The organism is Kribbella antibiotica, from assembly GCF_004349055.1.
GTDB lineage: Bacteria > Actinomycetota > Actinomycetes > Propionibacteriales > Kribbellaceae > Kribbella > Kribbella antibiotica.
The window spans coordinates 1-16,130 of the sequence record NZ_SMKX01000074.1 but is presented as its reverse complement, the minus strand read 5'-3'; the positions used below and the strand labels follow the sequence as shown (position 1 = coordinate 16,130).

Annotated in this window: 22 protein-coding genes; 7 read left to right on the top strand and 15 right to left on the bottom strand. The window is 66.6% G+C overall.

The features are described from left to right. The first annotated feature begins 61 nt into the window (after positions 1-61). Entirely contained in the window at positions 62-664 is a 603-nt protein-coding gene (locus E1263_RS23665) for a hypothetical protein (protein WP_202869020.1), read from the top strand. 49 nt (positions 665-713) lie between these two features. On the opposite strand, the gene E1263_RS23660 is transcribed toward E1263_RS23665, so the two are convergent. Continuing rightward, the gene (locus E1263_RS23660; protein ID WP_132170965.1) at positions 714-1,145 is read right to left on the bottom strand and encodes a DUF2752 domain-containing protein; all 432 of its coding nucleotides are present in this window, start codon (positions 1,143-1,145) and stop codon (positions 714-716) included. Positions 1,146-1,201: 56 nt separating this feature from the next. Between E1263_RS23660 and E1263_RS23655 the strand changes: the two genes are divergently transcribed. Together E1263_RS23655 and E1263_RS23650 are read left to right on the top strand one after the other, a co-directional pair. Next, positions 1,202-1,774, top strand: coding sequence for an RDD family protein (locus E1263_RS23655; protein ID WP_132170963.1), 573 nt, complete (start codon positions 1,202-1,204; stop codon positions 1,772-1,774). Then, positions 1,771-2,364, top strand: a complete 594-nt coding sequence (locus E1263_RS23650; RefSeq protein WP_132170961.1) for an RDD family protein — start codon at positions 1,771-1,773, stop codon at positions 2,362-2,364. Before E1263_RS23655 ends, E1263_RS23650 begins: the two co-directional genes overlap by 4 nt. On the opposite strand, the gene E1263_RS23645 is transcribed toward E1263_RS23650, so the two are convergent. The 3 genes from E1263_RS23645 to thiC all read right to left on the bottom strand — a co-directional run bounded on the left by E1263_RS23645 (position 2,329) and on the right by thiC (position 5,367). Then, positions 2,329-2,883 carry a hypothetical protein gene (locus tag E1263_RS23645; protein WP_132170959.1) on the bottom strand — a complete coding sequence of 185 codons (555 nt, stop codon included), beginning with the start codon at positions 2,881-2,883 and terminating at the stop codon, positions 2,329-2,331. The genes E1263_RS23650 and E1263_RS23645 overlap by 36 nt on opposite strands. Then, a complete protein-coding gene (locus tag E1263_RS23640) occupies positions 2,880-3,482 on the bottom strand; it encodes a transposase (RefSeq protein WP_132170957.1) in 603 nt (200 codons plus the stop codon). The genes E1263_RS23645 and E1263_RS23640 overlap by 4 nt, the downstream gene beginning before the upstream one ends. Before the next feature lie 262 nt (positions 3,483-3,744). Continuing rightward, complete coding sequence (gene thiC / locus E1263_RS23635) at positions 3,745-5,367, bottom strand: phosphomethylpyrimidine synthase ThiC (RefSeq protein ID WP_132170955.1); 1,623 nt, start codon at positions 5,365-5,367, stop codon at positions 3,745-3,747. Positions 5,368-5,509: 142 nt separating this feature from the next. Between thiC and E1263_RS23630 the strand changes: the two genes are divergently transcribed. Then, positions 5,510-6,256: a lysophospholipid acyltransferase family protein gene (locus E1263_RS23630; RefSeq protein ID WP_132170953.1), complete on the top strand. Its 747-nt coding sequence runs from the start codon at positions 5,510-5,512 to the stop codon at positions 6,254-6,256. A gap of 121 nt (positions 6,257-6,377) precedes the next feature. Beyond that, a complete protein-coding gene (locus tag E1263_RS23625) occupies positions 6,378-6,902 on the top strand; it encodes a hypothetical protein (RefSeq protein ID WP_132170951.1) in 525 nt (174 codons plus the stop codon). Between the two features lie 19 nt (positions 6,903-6,921). Here E1263_RS23625 and E1263_RS23620 read toward each other — a convergent pair whose 3' ends face one another. The 9 genes from E1263_RS23620 to E1263_RS23580 form a co-directional block, all read right to left on the bottom strand. Then, positions 6,922-7,155, bottom strand: coding sequence for a hypothetical protein (locus E1263_RS23620; protein WP_132170949.1), 234 nt, complete (start codon positions 7,153-7,155; stop codon positions 6,922-6,924). Between the two features lie 13 nt (positions 7,156-7,168). Next, positions 7,169-8,305 carry an inorganic phosphate transporter gene (locus tag E1263_RS23615; RefSeq protein WP_132170947.1) on the bottom strand — a complete coding sequence of 379 codons (1,137 nt, stop codon included), beginning with the start codon at positions 8,303-8,305 and terminating at the stop codon, positions 7,169-7,171. A gap of 79 nt (positions 8,306-8,384) precedes the next feature. Beyond that, positions 8,385-9,383, bottom strand: coding sequence for an inorganic phosphate transporter (locus tag E1263_RS23610; protein ID WP_132170945.1), 999 nt, complete (start codon positions 9,381-9,383; stop codon positions 8,385-8,387). 2 nt (positions 9,384-9,385) lie between these two features. Further along, positions 9,386-10,018, bottom strand: coding sequence for a DUF47 domain-containing protein (locus E1263_RS23605; protein WP_132170943.1), 633 nt, complete (start codon positions 10,016-10,018; stop codon positions 9,386-9,388). A gap of 140 nt (positions 10,019-10,158) precedes the next feature. Next, on the bottom strand, positions 10,159-10,467 hold the full coding sequence (locus E1263_RS23600; RefSeq protein WP_132170941.1) for a DUF202 domain-containing protein: 309 nt from the start codon (positions 10,465-10,467) through the stop codon (positions 10,159-10,161). Continuing rightward, positions 10,464-10,799 carry a YidH family protein gene (locus E1263_RS23595; RefSeq protein ID WP_202869018.1) on the bottom strand — a complete coding sequence of 112 codons (336 nt, stop codon included), beginning with the start codon at positions 10,797-10,799 and terminating at the stop codon, positions 10,464-10,466. The genes E1263_RS23600 and E1263_RS23595 overlap by 4 nt, the downstream gene beginning before the upstream one ends. Further along, entirely contained in the window at positions 10,799-12,013 is a 1,215-nt protein-coding gene (locus tag E1263_RS23590) for a glycoside hydrolase family 3 N-terminal domain-containing protein (protein ID WP_238161464.1), read from the bottom strand. Before E1263_RS23590 ends, E1263_RS23595 begins: the two co-directional genes overlap by 1 nt. Next, on the bottom strand, positions 12,013-12,474 hold the full coding sequence (locus E1263_RS23585) for a MarR family winged helix-turn-helix transcriptional regulator (protein WP_132170937.1): 462 nt from the start codon (positions 12,472-12,474) through the stop codon (positions 12,013-12,015). The genes E1263_RS23590 and E1263_RS23585 overlap by 1 nt, the downstream gene beginning before the upstream one ends. Further along, positions 12,453-13,364 carry a DMT family transporter gene (locus E1263_RS23580; protein WP_132170935.1) on the bottom strand — a complete coding sequence of 304 codons (912 nt, stop codon included), beginning with the start codon at positions 13,362-13,364 and terminating at the stop codon, positions 12,453-12,455. Before E1263_RS23580 ends, E1263_RS23585 begins: the two co-directional genes overlap by 22 nt. 38 nt (positions 13,365-13,402) lie before the next feature. Here E1263_RS23580 and E1263_RS23575 point away from each other — a divergent pair, with 38 nt between their 5' ends. Further along, on the top strand, positions 13,403-14,047 hold the full coding sequence (locus E1263_RS23575; protein WP_132170933.1) for a TetR/AcrR family transcriptional regulator: 645 nt from the start codon (positions 13,403-13,405) through the stop codon (positions 14,045-14,047). Here E1263_RS23575 and E1263_RS23570 read toward each other — a convergent pair. Both E1263_RS23570 and E1263_RS23565 read right to left on the bottom strand, forming a co-directional pair. Further along, a complete protein-coding gene (locus E1263_RS23570; RefSeq protein ID WP_132170931.1) occupies positions 14,044-14,703 on the bottom strand; it encodes a potassium channel family protein in 660 nt (219 codons plus the stop codon). The genes E1263_RS23575 and E1263_RS23570 overlap by 4 nt on opposite strands. Beyond that, positions 14,700-15,212: an acyl-CoA thioesterase gene (locus E1263_RS23565; RefSeq protein ID WP_132170930.1), complete on the bottom strand. Its 513-nt coding sequence runs from the start codon at positions 15,210-15,212 to the stop codon at positions 14,700-14,702. The genes E1263_RS23570 and E1263_RS23565 overlap by 4 nt, the downstream gene beginning before the upstream one ends. 102 nt (positions 15,213-15,314) lie before the next feature. Here E1263_RS23565 and E1263_RS23560 point away from each other — a divergent pair, with 102 nt between their 5' ends. Further along, a complete protein-coding gene (locus E1263_RS23560) occupies positions 15,315-16,079 on the top strand; it encodes a DUF1444 domain-containing protein (protein WP_132170928.1) in 765 nt (254 codons plus the stop codon). Positions 16,080-16,130: the final 51 nt, after the last annotated feature.

Below are 16,130 nucleotides of genomic sequence, written 5' to 3'. Positions count from 1 at the left end.
CCGTGAACCTGTCGAAAAGATAGTCTGCGGTGATTCTTCGACGTCTTTAGAAGGGACCGTGGTGAGCACTCCGACGCCTCCCGGCGATGACCAGAACAACCCGCAGGACACCCCGGACCAGACTCCGGACGTCCAGCCGGGTCAGTACGGCCAGCCAGGCCAGCCCGGCTACGGCCAGCAGCCGCCGCAGGCTCCCGGGTACGGGCAGCAGCCCCCGCAGGCTCCTGGCTACGGCCAGCAGCAGCCGGGCGCATACCCGGGTCAGCCCGGGCAGTACGGCCAGCCGCAGCAGCCCGGTTACGGGCAGCAGCAGCCTGGGTATGGACAGCAGCCCCCGCAGCAGCCGGGTTACGGCCAGCAGCCGGGTGGCTACGGCCAGCAGCCGCCTGCAGGTGGCTATGGCGCCTACCCGGGCGGCCAGAACGCGGGCTACGGCTACGGCGCACCGGCCCAGCAGAGCAACACCCCGATGATCCTGTCGATCATCGGCATCGTGTGCTGGTTCTGCTGCTCCCCGGCCGCGATCGGCCTGGGTCTGTTCGCGCAGAGCAAGTACCGCGAGCAGGGTCAGTCGGACACGCTGGCCAAGGTGGCGTGGATCGGCGGCATCGTCGCGTTCGTCATCGGCATCATCTCGTACGCCACCGGCCTCGTCGGCCGCTGACGTCCAGCACGTGAATGTCGCCGGGTAGCAGCTAGCTGCCCGGCGACATTCAGTTCAGGTTGCGGGCGACGCCGTACACGAGGAGCAACGCGATGGCGCCCTTGACGAACCAGTCCACCGCACGGGGACTCATGGCGAGGCGCGGCAGCCGGACCAGGCGAAGGGACTCCAGACCCCACGCCAGCAACTGATAGCCGACTGCGAGGCCGATCAGCGGGCCAAGCACCAGTACGACGGGGTTGAAGTGCCAGGCGGCGTTCAGATCGCCTTGGAGCAAGGCGGCAGCCATCCGGGTCGACCCGCACAGCGGACAGTTCAGACCGGTGGTGGCATGCAGGATGCACGGGATGCCGAGCCCGGTCTGCTGGTAGATCGCAGCCAGACCGAACCCACCGATACCGGTAACCGCCAGCCCCAGCACCCGCCGGTCCACCGGCCTGACAGGCGGCGCGGAGCGGACAACGCCTTGCGAATGGCTCACCGAACCACAGTAACCTGCCTTGCCAGTCAGTAGATGTGCACCAGAGAGGATTCCAGGTGACCACCCCTCCGTTCGGCCCTCCTGGGCAGCCCAACCAGTACCCGCCGGGACAGCCCGGTGGCGGGTTCCAGCCGGCTGGGCAGATCCAGCCGGGCTACAACCCTTATGCGCAAGGCCCTTCGGGTCAGGGCGGCGGCTACCGCTTCGCACTGCCCGGCCAGCCGGCCGGATACACGACGCGGGTCGGCGCATCCATCATCGACGGCTTGCTGCAGGGGTGGCCGATGGGCGTCGGAATCCTCGTCCTCATCGCGACCAGCACCGAGCACCCCGAGACCGGCAGCCTGGCGATGACTGTGGCGTCGTTCGCCTCGCTCGCGATCTGGATCCTGAACCGAATCGTCCAGCAGGGCCGCACCGGCCAGTCGCTCGGCAAGAAGATCACCGGGACCCGCGTGGTCAGTCTGAAGACCGGTGAGCTGATCGGTTTCGGCCCGAACCTCGGCCGCGAGATCTGCGCCTACTTCTTCAACTACATCTGCTTCCTGAACCTCCTCTGGCCGCTGTGGGACGAGAAGCAGCAGACCTGGCACGACAAGGTCGTCGACGACATCGTGATCAGCACATGAGCACGCCGATCCCGCCGCCCGGTAGCAACGACCCGTACGCCGAGCGGCCGCAGGACTGGGGACCGCAGCTCTACGAACGGCAGCCGCTGTACGGACAGCCGGCGCACGGCAGCGCGTTGCCGCCCTTGGCGGATTGGCTGCCACGGGTCGGGGCGTCGCTGATCGACAGCGTTCTGCAGAGCATCCCGATGCTGGTCGGCTACGGCATCTTGCTCGCGAATCTTGCGTCCCGGGCCGAGAACGAGTATCCGGACGACGTTCCGGCGGTCTGGGCCTTTGTGTGCCTGGGCATCGGTTTCCTCGGCAGTATCGGGGTGTTCGTCTGGAACCGGGTGATTCGGCAGGGCACGACCGGGCAGAGCGTCGGCAAGAGCGTGTTGAAGATCCGCCTGGTCGAGGGCACCTACTTCCAGCCGGTCGGCCCTGGGATGGCCTTCGGCCGGGACCTACTGGGCGGCATCTTCAATCAGGCCTGCTACATCGACTCGCTCTGGCCGCTCTGGGACGAGAAGAAGCAGACGCTGCACGACAAGGTGCTCAACACGTACGTCGTCTCAGTGGGACAGCAGGAACGCGGCGCAGGTTACTGACCACAGGACGCTGGTGAAGGTGCCGATGATGAAGCGCTCGGCCACTGCCTGCGGTGTGACGGAAGCGGGCTGGTCCGGACTGCGGAGCTCGGGGTAGCGGGCCAGCCCCTTGATGGCCAGCACGATGGCCAGCCCCTCCGGCCAGCCGGCCACCAGCGCGGCGAAGATCGCGCCTCGCTCGAGGGAGCCGATCAGAGCGCCGCCTCGCAGCACCTCACCGGCCTTCTGCGTCGATTGGGCGCGGGTGTTGCCCCGGTCGGCCAGTGCGAGCACTGAGGTCGTCAGCGGGCCGCCACCGGTCACTGCGAGCCCTCCGGCCAGCAGGAGCAGCACATTCCACCAGCGCTCGTCCCAGCCGACCACACCGTCGCCGTAGAGCAGCACCATGCCGGCGCCGACCAGACAGGCCAGCATGAGGCCGCTGAGCACGATCTCCAGCACCGCACCGGCCTTGGGCACCCACGCCAGTACGGCGAAGATCAGCCCAGCGCCGGTGAGCGCCAGGACGAGTCCCGTCACGCAGCTACCTCGGCGTGGCTGAGCAGTTCGGACGCCAGTAGCCTCCCACGCTGCTCCTCGGCCACTCCGGCCGCTTGAGCCCGTTGGGTTACCGCAGATTGGCTGATCCCCAGTTTCACGCCGATCTCCCGTCGTGTCAGTCCCTCTGCCAGCAGGTCGGCAACAGCCCACCCGCGGTCACTTCGCCGTCGCAGCACGGACGCCATCAGCCAGAGCACTGTCTCCACCTGATCGGCCAGTAGCGCATCGGTCCCACACACATTGACATGGTGCGGGCTCGATTTCGCCTTGGTGACAGCGTCTCGGGCGTGTACGAACGCGTCGCCGTTGCCAGCACGCGTGCTCCGCGGGAGTGGGCCCATGACATCGCCGATACCAAGGCCGACGTACCAGGAGTCACGACGCAGCAGCTCGACAATGACGTCGATCGTTGCCTTGGCCTCGTCGAACACGCCTTGGACCTCGTCGCCGGCAGTCCGCTCGAACTTGCGGATCAGGCCCGCTCGACGGGGTCTGCGATTCAGAGAATTCAGTAGCTCGGGTACGAGATCACCGCTGATTCGGCTGCCGCGCTGATCTACCGTGAGAACGAAGAGCACTTCACTGCACCTCCTGACCGACACGGTTAAGGCTACAGTCTTATTCACGCTGAGTGAAGGCAAAAACCTGAATCGGTTCACCCCATCACTCCCCGTAGTCACCCCGCAAGGCAGCCGATTCCTTAATTCTCCGCTCAAACGGGCCAGTTCGGCATCTCGACTCGCGTAACAGTTTCACAGCGAGTGAGGCCGAAAAGGCCCGTTTTCGCGCGCACACGGCCCCCAAAACCGCTTCAGGGAGCGGTTCAGGGGGCCACCTCAATCAGTCAGCGAGCGGCAGGTAGACCTTGTTGTCATTCGCCTTGAAGGTCTCGGACATCTCGTTGAAGCCGGCCTCGATCGCCTCGGTCGACGTCAGCCCACGCTCCTCGGCGTACTTGCGGATGTCCGCGGTGATCCGCATCGAGCAGAACTTCGGCCCACACATCGAGCAGAAGTGCGCGGTTTTGGCAGGTTCGGCCGGCAACGTCTGGTCGTGATACGACCGGGCCGTGTCCGGATCCAGCGAGAGGTTGAACTGGTCCTCCCAGCGGAACTCGAACCTGGCCGTCGACAACGCATCGTCCCAGTCCTGGGCACCCGGGTGCCCCTTCGCCAGGTCCGCCGCGTGAGCAGCAATCTTGTAGGTGATCACACCCGTCTTCACGTCATCGCGGTCCGGCAGCCCAAGGTGCTCCTTCGGCGTGACGTAACAGAGCATCGCCGTCCCGAGCCAGCCGATCTGGGCCGCACCGATCGCCGAGGTGATGTGGTCATAGGCAGGCGCCACATCAGTTGCCAACGGCCCCAATGTGTAGAACGGCGCCTCCCCGCAAAGCTCTTCCTCGAGGCGCACGTTCTCCGCGATCTTGTGCATCGGCACGTGTCCCGGACCCTCGATCATCACCTGTACGTCGTGCGCCCAGGCGATCTGGGTGAGCTCCCCGAGCGTCCGCAGCTCGGCGAACTGGGCGGCGTCGTTCGCATCCGCGATACACCCGGGCCGCAGTCCGTCACCGAGCGAGAACGTCACGTCGTACTGACGCAGGATCTCGCACAGCTCCTCGAAATGCGTGTACAGGAAGGACTCCTGGTGATGCGCGAGGCACCACGCAGCCATGATCGACCCGCCGCGCGAGACGATGCCGGTGATCCGCCGCGCGGTCAGCGGCACGTAGCGCAGCAGCACCCCGGCATGCACGGTCATGTAGTCGACGCCCTGCTCACACTGCTCGATCACCGTGTCCCGGTAGACCTCCCAGTTCAGTGCGGCCGGATCGCCCTTCACCTTCTCGAGCGCCTGGTACAGCGGCACGGTCCCGATCGGGACGGGTGAGTTCCGCAGGATCCACTCACGGGTCTCGTGAATGTTCTTACCTGTCGAGAGATCCATCACGGTGTCCGCGCCCCAGCGCGTCGCCCAGACGAGCTTCTCGACCTCTTCCTCGACCGAACTGCTGACGGCGGAGTTACCGATGTTCGCGTTGATCTTCACCAGGAACTTCTTGCCGATGATGGTCGGCTCGCTCTCCGGGTGGTTGCGGTTCACCGGGATGACGGCCCGGCCGCGGGCCACCTCGGACCGGACGAACTCCGGATCCATGTTCTCCCGGATGGCGACGTACCGCATCTCCTCCGTGATGGTGCCGGCGCGCGCATGCCCCATCTGGGTGAGTGACTCGCGCCCGGTGACCCACTCGCGCCGCAGCGCGGGCAGACCAGCCTGTACGTCGATCTGTGCCGTCGCATCCGTGTATGGCCCGGACGTGTCGTACAGATCGAAGTGCTCGCCGTTGGTGAGGTGGACACGGCGGGCTGGAACGCCCAGCTCGCCGCGGTAGATCTTCTCCGAGCCCGAGATCGGGCCGGTGGTGACAGTCGGTCGTACGGTGCCGATGGTTGTCACGTGCTGTGCTCCCTACGCCGGAATTACCCGGACAGGTTCGGCGGTCGGCGGCGCCGGATTCCTCCAGCCGCCCTCTCAGCCCACTACGGTGCGAGCTCCCGCGATCTCCAGTTATCACCGATACCTTAGTAGAGTTCCTACGATGCGCGACTTTGTGTATCCGCCGGTAGTCGGAATCGCCCGTACGGCGCTCAAGGTGCTGGACGTGAACTTCCAGCTGTCCGGCACCGAGAACGTGCCACGGACCGGTGCTGCGGTGATTGCGCTGAACCACATCAGTTACGTCGACTTCGTGCTCGGCGGGTACGGCGCCGTACCGAGTAAGCGACTGGTCCGGTTCATGGCGAAAGACGGCCTGTTCCGCAACCGCTGGTCCGGGCCGCTGATGCGCGGAATGCGTCACATTCCGGTCGACCGTGGTGCCGGCACGGCGTCGTACGAGCACGCCTTGCGGCACTTGCGGGCCGGTGAAGTGGTCGGCGTCTTCCCGGAAGCCACGATCAGCCGGTCGTTCGAGCTGAAGGAATTCAAGTCCGGCACGGTCCGGATGGCTGCGGAAGCCGGCGTACCGGTGATTCCCCTGATCCTGTGGGGCACCCAGCGGATGTTCACCAAGGATCACCCGAAGGACTTCTCCCGGCACCGCACGATCGCTATCACCGTCGGGACGCCGATGGCCGTCACCCCGGACGACGATCCGGTCGAGAAGACCGCCGTCCTGCGGTCGACGATGGCCGAGATGCTCGACGACACGATCCGCGCCTACCCGGAGCAACCGCCCGGTGCCTGGTGGTTGCCGGCCGCGTACGGCGGCTCTGCGCCGACCCCGGAAGAGGCCGACCGGCTCGACCGCGAGGAGCTGGCGCGACGGGCCGAGCGGCGCCAATAACCCCGGACAAGGCCTTGACCCTCGACGGTCGGTGAGGGTACGAAGGGCACTTGTCACTGACAAGGCAGGAATCTGGGGGGTTTCTGTATGGCTTGCCTTGTGCTGGGCGGGGGAAGGTTTTTTGTTCGATTCACCGGAAGAACTGCGCCTGTTCGAACCCGGGACGCTGGTGGTGGCGCCGCATGTCGCGGAGCACATCCCCGATGCGGGTGCCTATTTCATCGACTGGTCCACCCGCGACCTGGACGGCGAGCGGGCGCGTGAGGTCGAGGCCGCGGTTAACGGGCGGCGCTGTGCCAACGGCTGGTTCCCACTCGAGAGCCTGGACAGCATCGGTCACCGCGGCTTCTGGCGCGGTCCACTGACCTATCTGGCCCAGATGACGGCCGACGACGCCGCAATCCTGCAGGACTGGTCTGCCCGCGGTCTGACTGGCGAGAGCCGGCAACGTATCCAGGCGACCGTGAATCACCTGCTGCACCAGCAGGGGCATGCGGCCGCAGCGACCTGGGCAGTGGCGGTTCGCCCCCAGGCTGGTCTGGACACGGCCGATCTGGCCGACCGGCTCTTCACAGCCTGGGAGGAGAACCTCGATGCGGTGCGTGCGAAGGACGTGGCCAAGGCAGTGCGCCGCTGGAACCGCTAAGGCCTAGTGACTGCATCCTTTAATGAAATTGCGGAATGATCAGGTAGAGCCCGTAGAGCACCGCAGCTAGGCACGCTGCGAAGCACAGCGACGCCACTGCGGTGTCGAGCATCGGAGTGGGCCGCTTCTCGTCGATAGCCACCGCCCTGCGCGCCATAGCCGTGACACCGAGCGCGAACACGACCGCCAGCCCCACTCCGAAGATCAGGCTGACCAGAGCCACTTCACCGAGCCCACTCCAGTTAATGTGCATCGCCGTACTCCTCTCAGACCGCCGCAGTCGCCGAAGCGGCGGCCGGGGTGCTCGGGTACTCGTTCACGTTGGCCGAGGTGACCGGCTTGCGCCGTGAGGCCAGGTAGATGCCACCACCAGCCAGCACAGCCAGTACGGCGATCAGCGCGACCCCGAGGTTTCCGGAGTTCGCCACGCGACCGGCGAGGGCGCCCACGATCGCAGCGGCGGGCAGCGTGAACAGCCAGGCCAGCGCCATCCGGCCGGCGACTGTCCAGCGCACCTCAGCCAGCCGCTTGCCCAGACCGGCACCCAGGATGCTGCCGGAGCAGACCTGCGTGGTGGAGAGCGGGAAGCCCAGGTGGGACGAGGCGAGCAGCACTGCGGTTGAACTGGTCTCCGCTGCGAAGCCCTGCGGCGACTCGATCTCAGTCAGGCCCTTGCCCATTGTCCGGATGATCCGCCAGCCGCCCAGGTACGTCCCGGCGGCGATCGCCAGCCCCGCGGCGAAGATGACCCACAGCGGCGGCCGCGAGCCCTGGGCCAGGCTGCCCGAGGTGATCAGGACCAGCGTGATGATGCCCATCGTCTTCTGCGCGTCGCCCGTGCCGTGCGCCAGCGAGACCAGCGACGCGGAGGCGATCTGACCGACGCGGAAGCCGTCGTCGACACTCTTCTTCCGGGCCCGCGCGGTGATCCTGTAGGCCAGGTAGGTGCCGAGCAGCGCGACCACTCCGGCCACGATCGGCGCCGCGACGGCGGGCACGATGATCTTCTGCACGACAGTGCCGAAGTTGACCGCGCCGCTGCCGGCCGCGATCCAGGTGGCACCGATCAGCCCACCGAACAGTGCGTGCGACGAGGAGCTGGGCAGACCGACGTACCAGGTCAGCAGGTTCCACAAGATGGCGCCGACCAGGCCGCCGAAGATGATCGGGACCGTGACTTTGGTGTCGTCGACCAGACCACTCGAGATGGTCTTGGCGACTTCGGTGGAGACGAACGCACCGACCAGGTTCAGGACGGCGGACAACCCCACCGCGACCTTCGGTTTCAGCGCGCCGGTGGCGATCGACGTCGCCATCGCGTTGGCGGTGTCGTGGAAGCCGTTCGTGAAGTCGAACACCAGTGCGGTGACGATCACCACGACGACGAGAAACGACAGATCCATCCCGATCACATCCCTCGGCGGACGAGTTGTGGGGCCCGTCCGACCGTAGGGGTAGTGGGTTAATTCGGCATGAATGGATTCACTCGAGGATCAGGTGGGCGATTCCGTAGACGCCTGCTGCGACCAGGCCGGCCGCTGGAATCGTCAGGACCCAGGCGGTGACGATGCCCTTCGCGACACCCCACCGTACGGCGGACAGTCGCTTGGTGGCGCCCGCACCCATCACGGCCGAGGTGATCGTGTGGGTGGTGGAGACCGGGGCGTGCAGGCCGATCGCCATCACGTACAGGACCGTGGCCGCGACCGCCTCGGAGGCGAATCCACGCGCCGGGTCCAGGTGGATGATCCGGCGGCCGAGCGTCCGCATGATCCGCCAGCCGCCGGAGTACGTCCCGAGCGAGATAGCGGTCGCGGCGGACAGCTTGACCCACAGCGGGATGCCGTCGCCCTTGGCGACGTGCCCAGTGGTGAGCAGGGCCAGGAAGATGACGCCCATCGTCTTCTGGGCGTCCTGCAGGCCGTGCCCAAGCGCCATCGCGGCCGCCGACAGGGACTGGGCCAGCCGGAAGCCCCGCGTGGTCTTGCCGGGGTTCTTCCGCCGGAAGATCCAAAGGATCGCAGTCATCAGCGCGAACGCGCCGAGGAAGCCGATGGCCGGTGACAGCACCATCGGAATGACGACCTTGTCGACGATCCCGGACCACAGCACCACACTGGACGAGGCGATCCCGGCGCCGACCAGGCCACCGATCAGCGCGTGCGACGAGGAGCTGGGCAGGCCGAAGTACCAGGTGAGCAGGTTCCAGGTGATGGCGCCGACCAGGGCCGAGATCACGACCACCAGGCCGTGCTCTCCGGCCGGTGTGTTGATGATGCCCTTGCCGACGGTCTCGGCGACCTCGGTCCCGAGCAGCGCACCGAGGAAGTTGCACACCGCGGCCATCACCAGTGCCACCCGCGGCGTCAGCGCACGGGTCGAGATAGAGGTCGCGATCGCGTTCGCCGCGTCGTGGAAACCGTTGGTGTAGTCGAAGGCCAGCGCGATCACGACGACCGCGATGACGAGCGCGAACTCCACGCTCAGCTCTCCTTGACGGCGATCTGCTCGACCGTGTTGGCGACATGCTCGAACGCGTCGATCGCAGCCTCCAGCAGGTCGACCACGGTCTTCAGCTTGAGCACCGTAAGGGTGTCGTACTCACCGCTGAACAGCTTGGCGACGATCCGGCGGTGCACCGCGTCGCCGGTGTTCTCCAGCCGGTTGATCTCGATCCAGTACTCGGCCAGGTCCTTCATCGTGCGCAGTCGCGGCATCGACTCCGCGGTCAGCGCGGCGGCCCGCTGCAGGACCTCGATCTGCTCGGCGACCTCTTCCGGCAGCTTCTCCAGGTTGAAGAGGTGGATCGTGTCCACCGCCTCCTCCATGAAGTCCATGACGTCGTCGAGGTCAGAGGCCAGCCGGTAGATGTCCTCGCGGTCGAACGGGGTCACGAAGGTCGAGTTGACCCGGCGGATGATCGCGTGGGTGGTCTCGTCCGCCGCGTGCTCGGCGTCCTTCATCTGGACGGCGATCTGCTGACTGGCCGAGAGGCCGGTGCCGGTAGCGCTGCCCAGCAGCTCGGCGAGGATGCGAGCGCCGTCCACGAGGTGGTTGGCGGACTCGGTGAAAAGGTCGTAGAACGTCGGGTCGTTCGGACGCAGACGTAACGGCACTTCAAGCTCCGGGTGAACGAGGGACAAACCGTTGATCATGCTAGGGGGAACAGCCCGCGGTTCTTGCATCCGCGGGGTCAACGTAGCGCGTCGGGGTGAACTAGTTCACTAGGAGGTGACTACCGAGTAATCAATTGGTATCAGTGCGTGACCACGGCATAGAGGTCGAAAAGGCCGACCAGCAGGACCAGCCCGGCAGCGATCCGGAGCACCCGGTCGTGGCCGAGGGCGTGCACCGAGGCACCCCGGGAATGGCGGTAGACAGCGCTCACGGCCGCCCAGCAGCCCAGCGAAAGCACCAGTACGACGATGCCGAAGCCGGTGCGGACTTCGGACGAACCGTGGCCGGAGGCAAGCAGCAGGATGCCGTTGGTGACCAGTCCGAGGGAGGTCCGGCGCCAGGCCAGCAGGGTCCGCTCGGGCTGCAGACCGGGGTCCGGTGTGCTCATCGCCACATTGCGAACGCGAGGCCCACAACCCCGGCGATTGCGATGGTTGCCGCCAGCATCAGTGGCAGCCTGGTGACCGGCAGTGGTTGGCCGCGACGCATCGCGGTCAGGTTCTGTTGCCAGCGCCGGAGTGCTGCGGCAGTAGTGACCAGTCCGGCGCCGACCAGGATCAGTCCGATGATCCGGGCCGGCCAGCGGTCCAGACCGAGGTCGAGGAACTGCACCGCCGACAGACCGCCGGCGTAACAAGCCAGTGAGGTCCGCAGGTACGCCAGATAGGTCCGCTCGTTCGCCAGAGTGAACCGGTAGTCGGGCTCCTGCTCCTCCTGCATCAGCAGGTCACCAGACCGTGCTTCTGCTTGAGTGCGAGCACCCGCCGTACGCTCTCGTCGAGCTGTGTGGCGAAGGCTTTGTCCTGCTGGGCTTTCACCACCAGTGCGTTCACCATGGCGGCGGTCAGGTCCGCAGCGCCGTTGATGACGATGTCGCCGCCCGCTGCGATCACCCGGGTGGCCCGCTGACCGGCCGGCACGTTCGCCACGTTGGCCGCGGCCCCGACATCGTCGGTGATCACGACGCCGTCGTACCCGAGGTCGTCGCGGATCATGCCCTGGATGACGGTCTTCGAGAACGCTGCCCGGTTCTCTGGGTCGATCTTGTTGTAGGTGACGGTGGAGACCATCAGCATCTCGCTACCGGCTGCGATCCCGTCCGCGAACGGCTTGAGGTCGGCGTCACCACGGGCCGTGACATTGTCGAACACGTTCGCCGAGAAGTCGGTGTTGCCGCGGACCTTGCCGATGCCGGGGAAATGCTTCACCGAGGTGATCACGCCGCTCTTGGCCATCCCCCGCACGAACGCCTGGACCGGCGGCCCGACCTCCGCCGCCGTATCGCCGAACTCGCGATCCAGCTGGCCGATGGGCGCGTTCTGCTTCTTCAAAGACGCCGGTACGACGTCCGCCACCGGAGTGAGGTTGGTATTCACCCCGGCCTCCTTGAGCTGGTCCGCCCAGAGCGCGGCGCGGGCGGTGAGCTTGTCACTCGTCCAGGTGCCCTGCACCTCCGCCGACGGGATCCGGGTGAAGCCGGAGCCCTTCAGGCGCTGGACCTGACCGCCTTCCTGGTCCGCAGCGACCAGCGGCGCGATCCCCTCGACCGTGGCCGCAGTCACGGCCGCAGCGGTCGCCGTACGGGTGTGAGCGAGGCTGCCGCCTGGGCCGAGCAGCAGGACGCCGCCTGGCTTCTGCTGCTGGATGATCGGGCGCTGCGCCGAGGTCATGCCATTGGCGCCGATACCGGTCATGATCAGCTGGGCAGCACGCTGACGAAGCGTGAGGTCCTCGAGCTTCGCGTCGATACAGCTGGGCGTCTCCGTCGGGGTGGCTGACGGAGTCGGCGTGCTCGGGTGATCCGTGGTCTTCGGCAGCAGGGGCACCGATGACGACGGGACTGTGCTGGGACCGGCCGTCGGTGTGGAACTGTCGCCGCAGCCCGCGAGCAACAGCGCCGACAGTACGACGAGGGCTGTCGACCGCGACCGCATCAACGCTCCTGCCCGGTGTTCTCGGCCAATGCCGTGCCGATGGCGAACAACTGATCCACCTGCTCCGGGGTGAGGGCGTCGAAGATCGCGCTCCGGACCTCTTCGACGTGACCGGGCGCGGCCTCCACCAACTTCTCCCGGCCGGCGTCGGTGATGATCGCGACCTGACCGCGGCGGTCGGACTCGATGCCCTCCCGCCGTACCCAGCCGTTCTGCTCCAGGCGGTTGACCGCGTGGGAGAGTCGGCTCCGCGAGCCGAGCGTCGCCACGGCGAGCTCACTCATCCGCAACCGGCCGTCCGTTGCATCGGACAGCCGCACCAGGATCTCGTAGTACGTGTGCGGGATCCCGGCATCACGCTGCAGTTGCTGCTCGATCCGGCTGTTCACCACGCGCTGCGCCGCGATGAACGCACGCCACGCCTGCTGCTCTTTCTTGTTCAGCCATCGAGGTTCCGCCATGTCCGCAGCGTAATCAGCAGGACAGCAACGGCACAGACCAACATGCCGACCAGCGCCAGCACTCCGATGCTCTCGTCGAGCACGAAGTACGCCAGCAGCATCGTGGTCGGCGGCACCAGATAGAGCAGACCGCTGACCCTGGTCGCGCCGGAAAGCTTGAGATTCACCAGGTACAAGCCCCAACCGCCGCCGGTTGCCAATAGCACCAACCAGAGCACAGCGCCGTAGAAGCCTGGTTGCTGCGGCACGGTGAGCTGGTGCGTCGAGGCCGCCAACGTGACGAACAGCACTGCGGACACCATGCTCTGGATGCAGATCGCATCGAGCGAACCCACGGCAGGCTTGGCGCGTCGATCCAGGCAGGTACCGGCTACCAAGCCGAGCAGACCGAGCAGCGGGATCAGGAAGAGCAGCAGCGAGCCATGGCCTGCGCTGAGGTCGTCGGCGACCACTAAGGCGACTCCACCGAGTCCGATCACCAGCCCTAACCACTGGCGCCTGCTGACCCGCTCTCCGAGCAGTGGTCCGGCAACAGTCGCAATGAGTAGCGGTTGCAGTGAGCCGATCAGCGCTGTGGCTCCGGCGGTGATGCCGTGGTCGATGCCGGTGAAGATCGCGCCGAGGTAGACGAACTGGGTCAGGACGGCCATCGCCACCTGGATCACGAGATCACGGCGGGTCAGTCGCGGACGGCGGAAGCCGAGGATCACTGCGCCGAGCAATCCGGCGACCAGGAAGCGCCAGGCCAGCAGGTCGAACGCGCTCGTGTACCGCGTCCCCCAGCCGGCTCCGATGAAGCCGGAGCTCCAGAACACCACGAATCCGGCGCCTGCTGCCGGCGCGATCAAACGCAGGTTCGGAGTCCGTCGTACGGGCGGGGCTAGGGTCATAGGCCGACAGTAACCATACCGGTAGGTATACTGTCAGTATGCCTGTTCAGCAGCTGAGACTGATCGTCGATCGCGGACCGCTGGTTGCGGAGCGGCTGACACCCGCCGGGGAGCGAATCCTGGCGGCGGCGTCGGCCTTGTTCTACGAGCAGGGCATCCGGACGGTCGGAGTTGATGCCATCGCGGCCGCAGCCGACGTGACCAAGAAGACCCTGTACGACCGATTCGGTTCGAAGGATCGGCTGATTGCGGCGTATCTGGAGCACCGGAACCGGGTCTGGCACGCATTCCTCGACGAACAACTCGAGTCTCGCGCACCCGGAACGCCCGAGGAGGTGGTGCTCGCGCTGTTCGCAGCGCTGACCGACTGGCTGGCGGGGTCGCGCAACGGCTGCGGATTCATCAACGCGAGCGTGGAGCTCGCTGCGCCCGACCACCCGGCAATGCCGGTGATCGTCGGACAGAAGCAGTGGATGCGCTCCGAGTTCGAAGCGCAGGCTCGGCTGGCCGGCATGGCCGACCCTGGTGAGCTTGCCGATCGGCTACTGCTGCTGCACGAAGGCGCGCTGGTCAGCTACCGGGTCGCGGCGATGGCAAACGCGACCGAAGTGGCCGCTCGCGCTGCCGCCGACATGCTGGCCGGATGGCCGAGGCTTGAACTGGTGGCGGCGCTGAGCCGTTAGGTCGTCCGACGCGACAAGGTAAGGCCGACCAAGCGGGAGACGACCATCGCGACGTAGCCGAGTCCGGCGAGCTGCTCGAACATCACGACCGAGCGGCCCCAGTCGGAGACCGGGACGACGTCACTCAGGCCCGTGCTGGACAGGGTCGTGAAGCTCAGGAAGAGCAACTCCATCCACGACCGATCGTTGCTGGGGGCAACTGCTGCGATGAAGCTGCCGGGGACGAGCACCTGCACGAACACGTACAGGTAGGCGAAACCCCAAGCCACCAAGGTGAACGTGGCACCGGTCGCGTAGAGCTCGTCGGTGCTGACGTTGTGGTCGGACAGCATGTACCGCAGCAGACTGTAGGCCGCATAGAAGTAGAAGGCCGCGTGCAGCACAGCAGAGACTGCCACCACCGCGTCGCTGGAGTTGTAGACGTCGATGAACGACAGCGTGACGGCCGGGATCCCCAGACCGATGCTGATCCAGGTCAGGCCCGGAGTGGCCCGGACGGAGAACACCGCCAGCACCAGGACGACGATCCCGATGATCTCGAAGCCGATCCGCCCGGCCGGGGAGCCCTGCGTCAGCGGGTAGATCAGCACGCCGAGCAACTGGACGACGAGCAGCACGGCCGACGGATGCCGCCGGGCGCCGGCGAACAAACTCATGCCCGGTCTTCCTCGCGGGACGCGATGATCGCCGCACGCCGTGCCAACCGGTGGCTGCGACGGATCTCCGCCTCGCGCATCCGGCGCAGTTCCTCATCGGTCTCCGGGACCACCTGCGGCACCTCGCGGGGCTTGCCCTCCGCGTCGACCGCCACAAACACCAGGTACGCCGAGGCCACGTGCACCTCGGGTCCTACCGCATCCCACCGGTCGGCGGTGATCCGAACCCCGACCTCCATCGAGCTGCGGCCGGTCCAGTTCACCTGGCTGCTGAAGTGCACGACGTCCCCGACCCGGACCGGCACCAGGAAGACCATCTCGTCCATCGATGCCGTCACCGCAGCTCCGCCCGAGTGCCGCGCTGCCACCACACCCGCCACCGAGTCGACCAGCGTCATGATCACGCCACCGTGCACGGTGCCGAGCAGGTTCGTCTCGTGCTGCGCCGTGATGTGCGACAACGACAACTGAGTGACCGAGGTCGGCCGGGACGCCGGGGTGCTGGACATCCCCGCAGAGTACCGACCTCGGCGATGCACTTGTCCACAGGTTCGAATTGACCCGCTGAAAGCGGGTCGAATCCTCGTACTTTCTCTGTCGAGGAGGTGCCCATGACAACCACCGAGACCACTACCGACCCTCATCTGGGTCCCTTGACCGCCCGCCAGGCCGACCGCTTGATCACCCTCGCGATCGCCACCTGCCGCCGCCTCGGCTTCGACCTGGAGTACGACGCCGGCGCTCTGCTCCCCGCCATTCTCGACCCTGATGCGCCCGGGCCGATGCTCGGGCTCACCAACCTGGCCCGGGCGATCGCACAACAGGAGCCCGGCGATTGGCCGCAGTTCGTCGACACCCATTTCATCGAGCTGCTCCGGCGACTCGACGAAGGAGCACCCGCCCCACCCAGCAACCCCGCCAGCGAGCTGATCCAGCGTCTCGTCCCGCGGACCTCGCTCCCACCCAACTGGGTCGCCGACCGGCCCGACATCATCCCCGGCCTGCTGTCCGTGCCGGCCACGGTGCACGACGACACCGTCACCATGTATCTCGATCCGACCGACCTGGGCCTCACCTGGTCGGCCGCCGAAGCACTAGGCCTCGCCAACCTCCGCCGCCGTACCGGCCATCTGGAGCTCCTGGAAGCAGACGGCATTCAACTGGCCCGCCTCGCCGGCGACTCGTTCACCGCATCCCGTGCCCTGGTCCTCGACACAGTCCTCCACGAAACCCTCGGGCTCGCGGAGCTCCCCTCCGCAGTCCTGGCGGCCGTCCCCGCCCGGGACCTCCTGCTCATCCACGTCATCCGAGACCTCACGGCCCTCCCCGCCCTGGGCCTGATGCTCCACCTCACCGCAAAAAAAAAAAGTGTATAAACCTGCAACCCATATCGTCCACTGGCACTTGGTTTGCAACGAAGGAGTGGC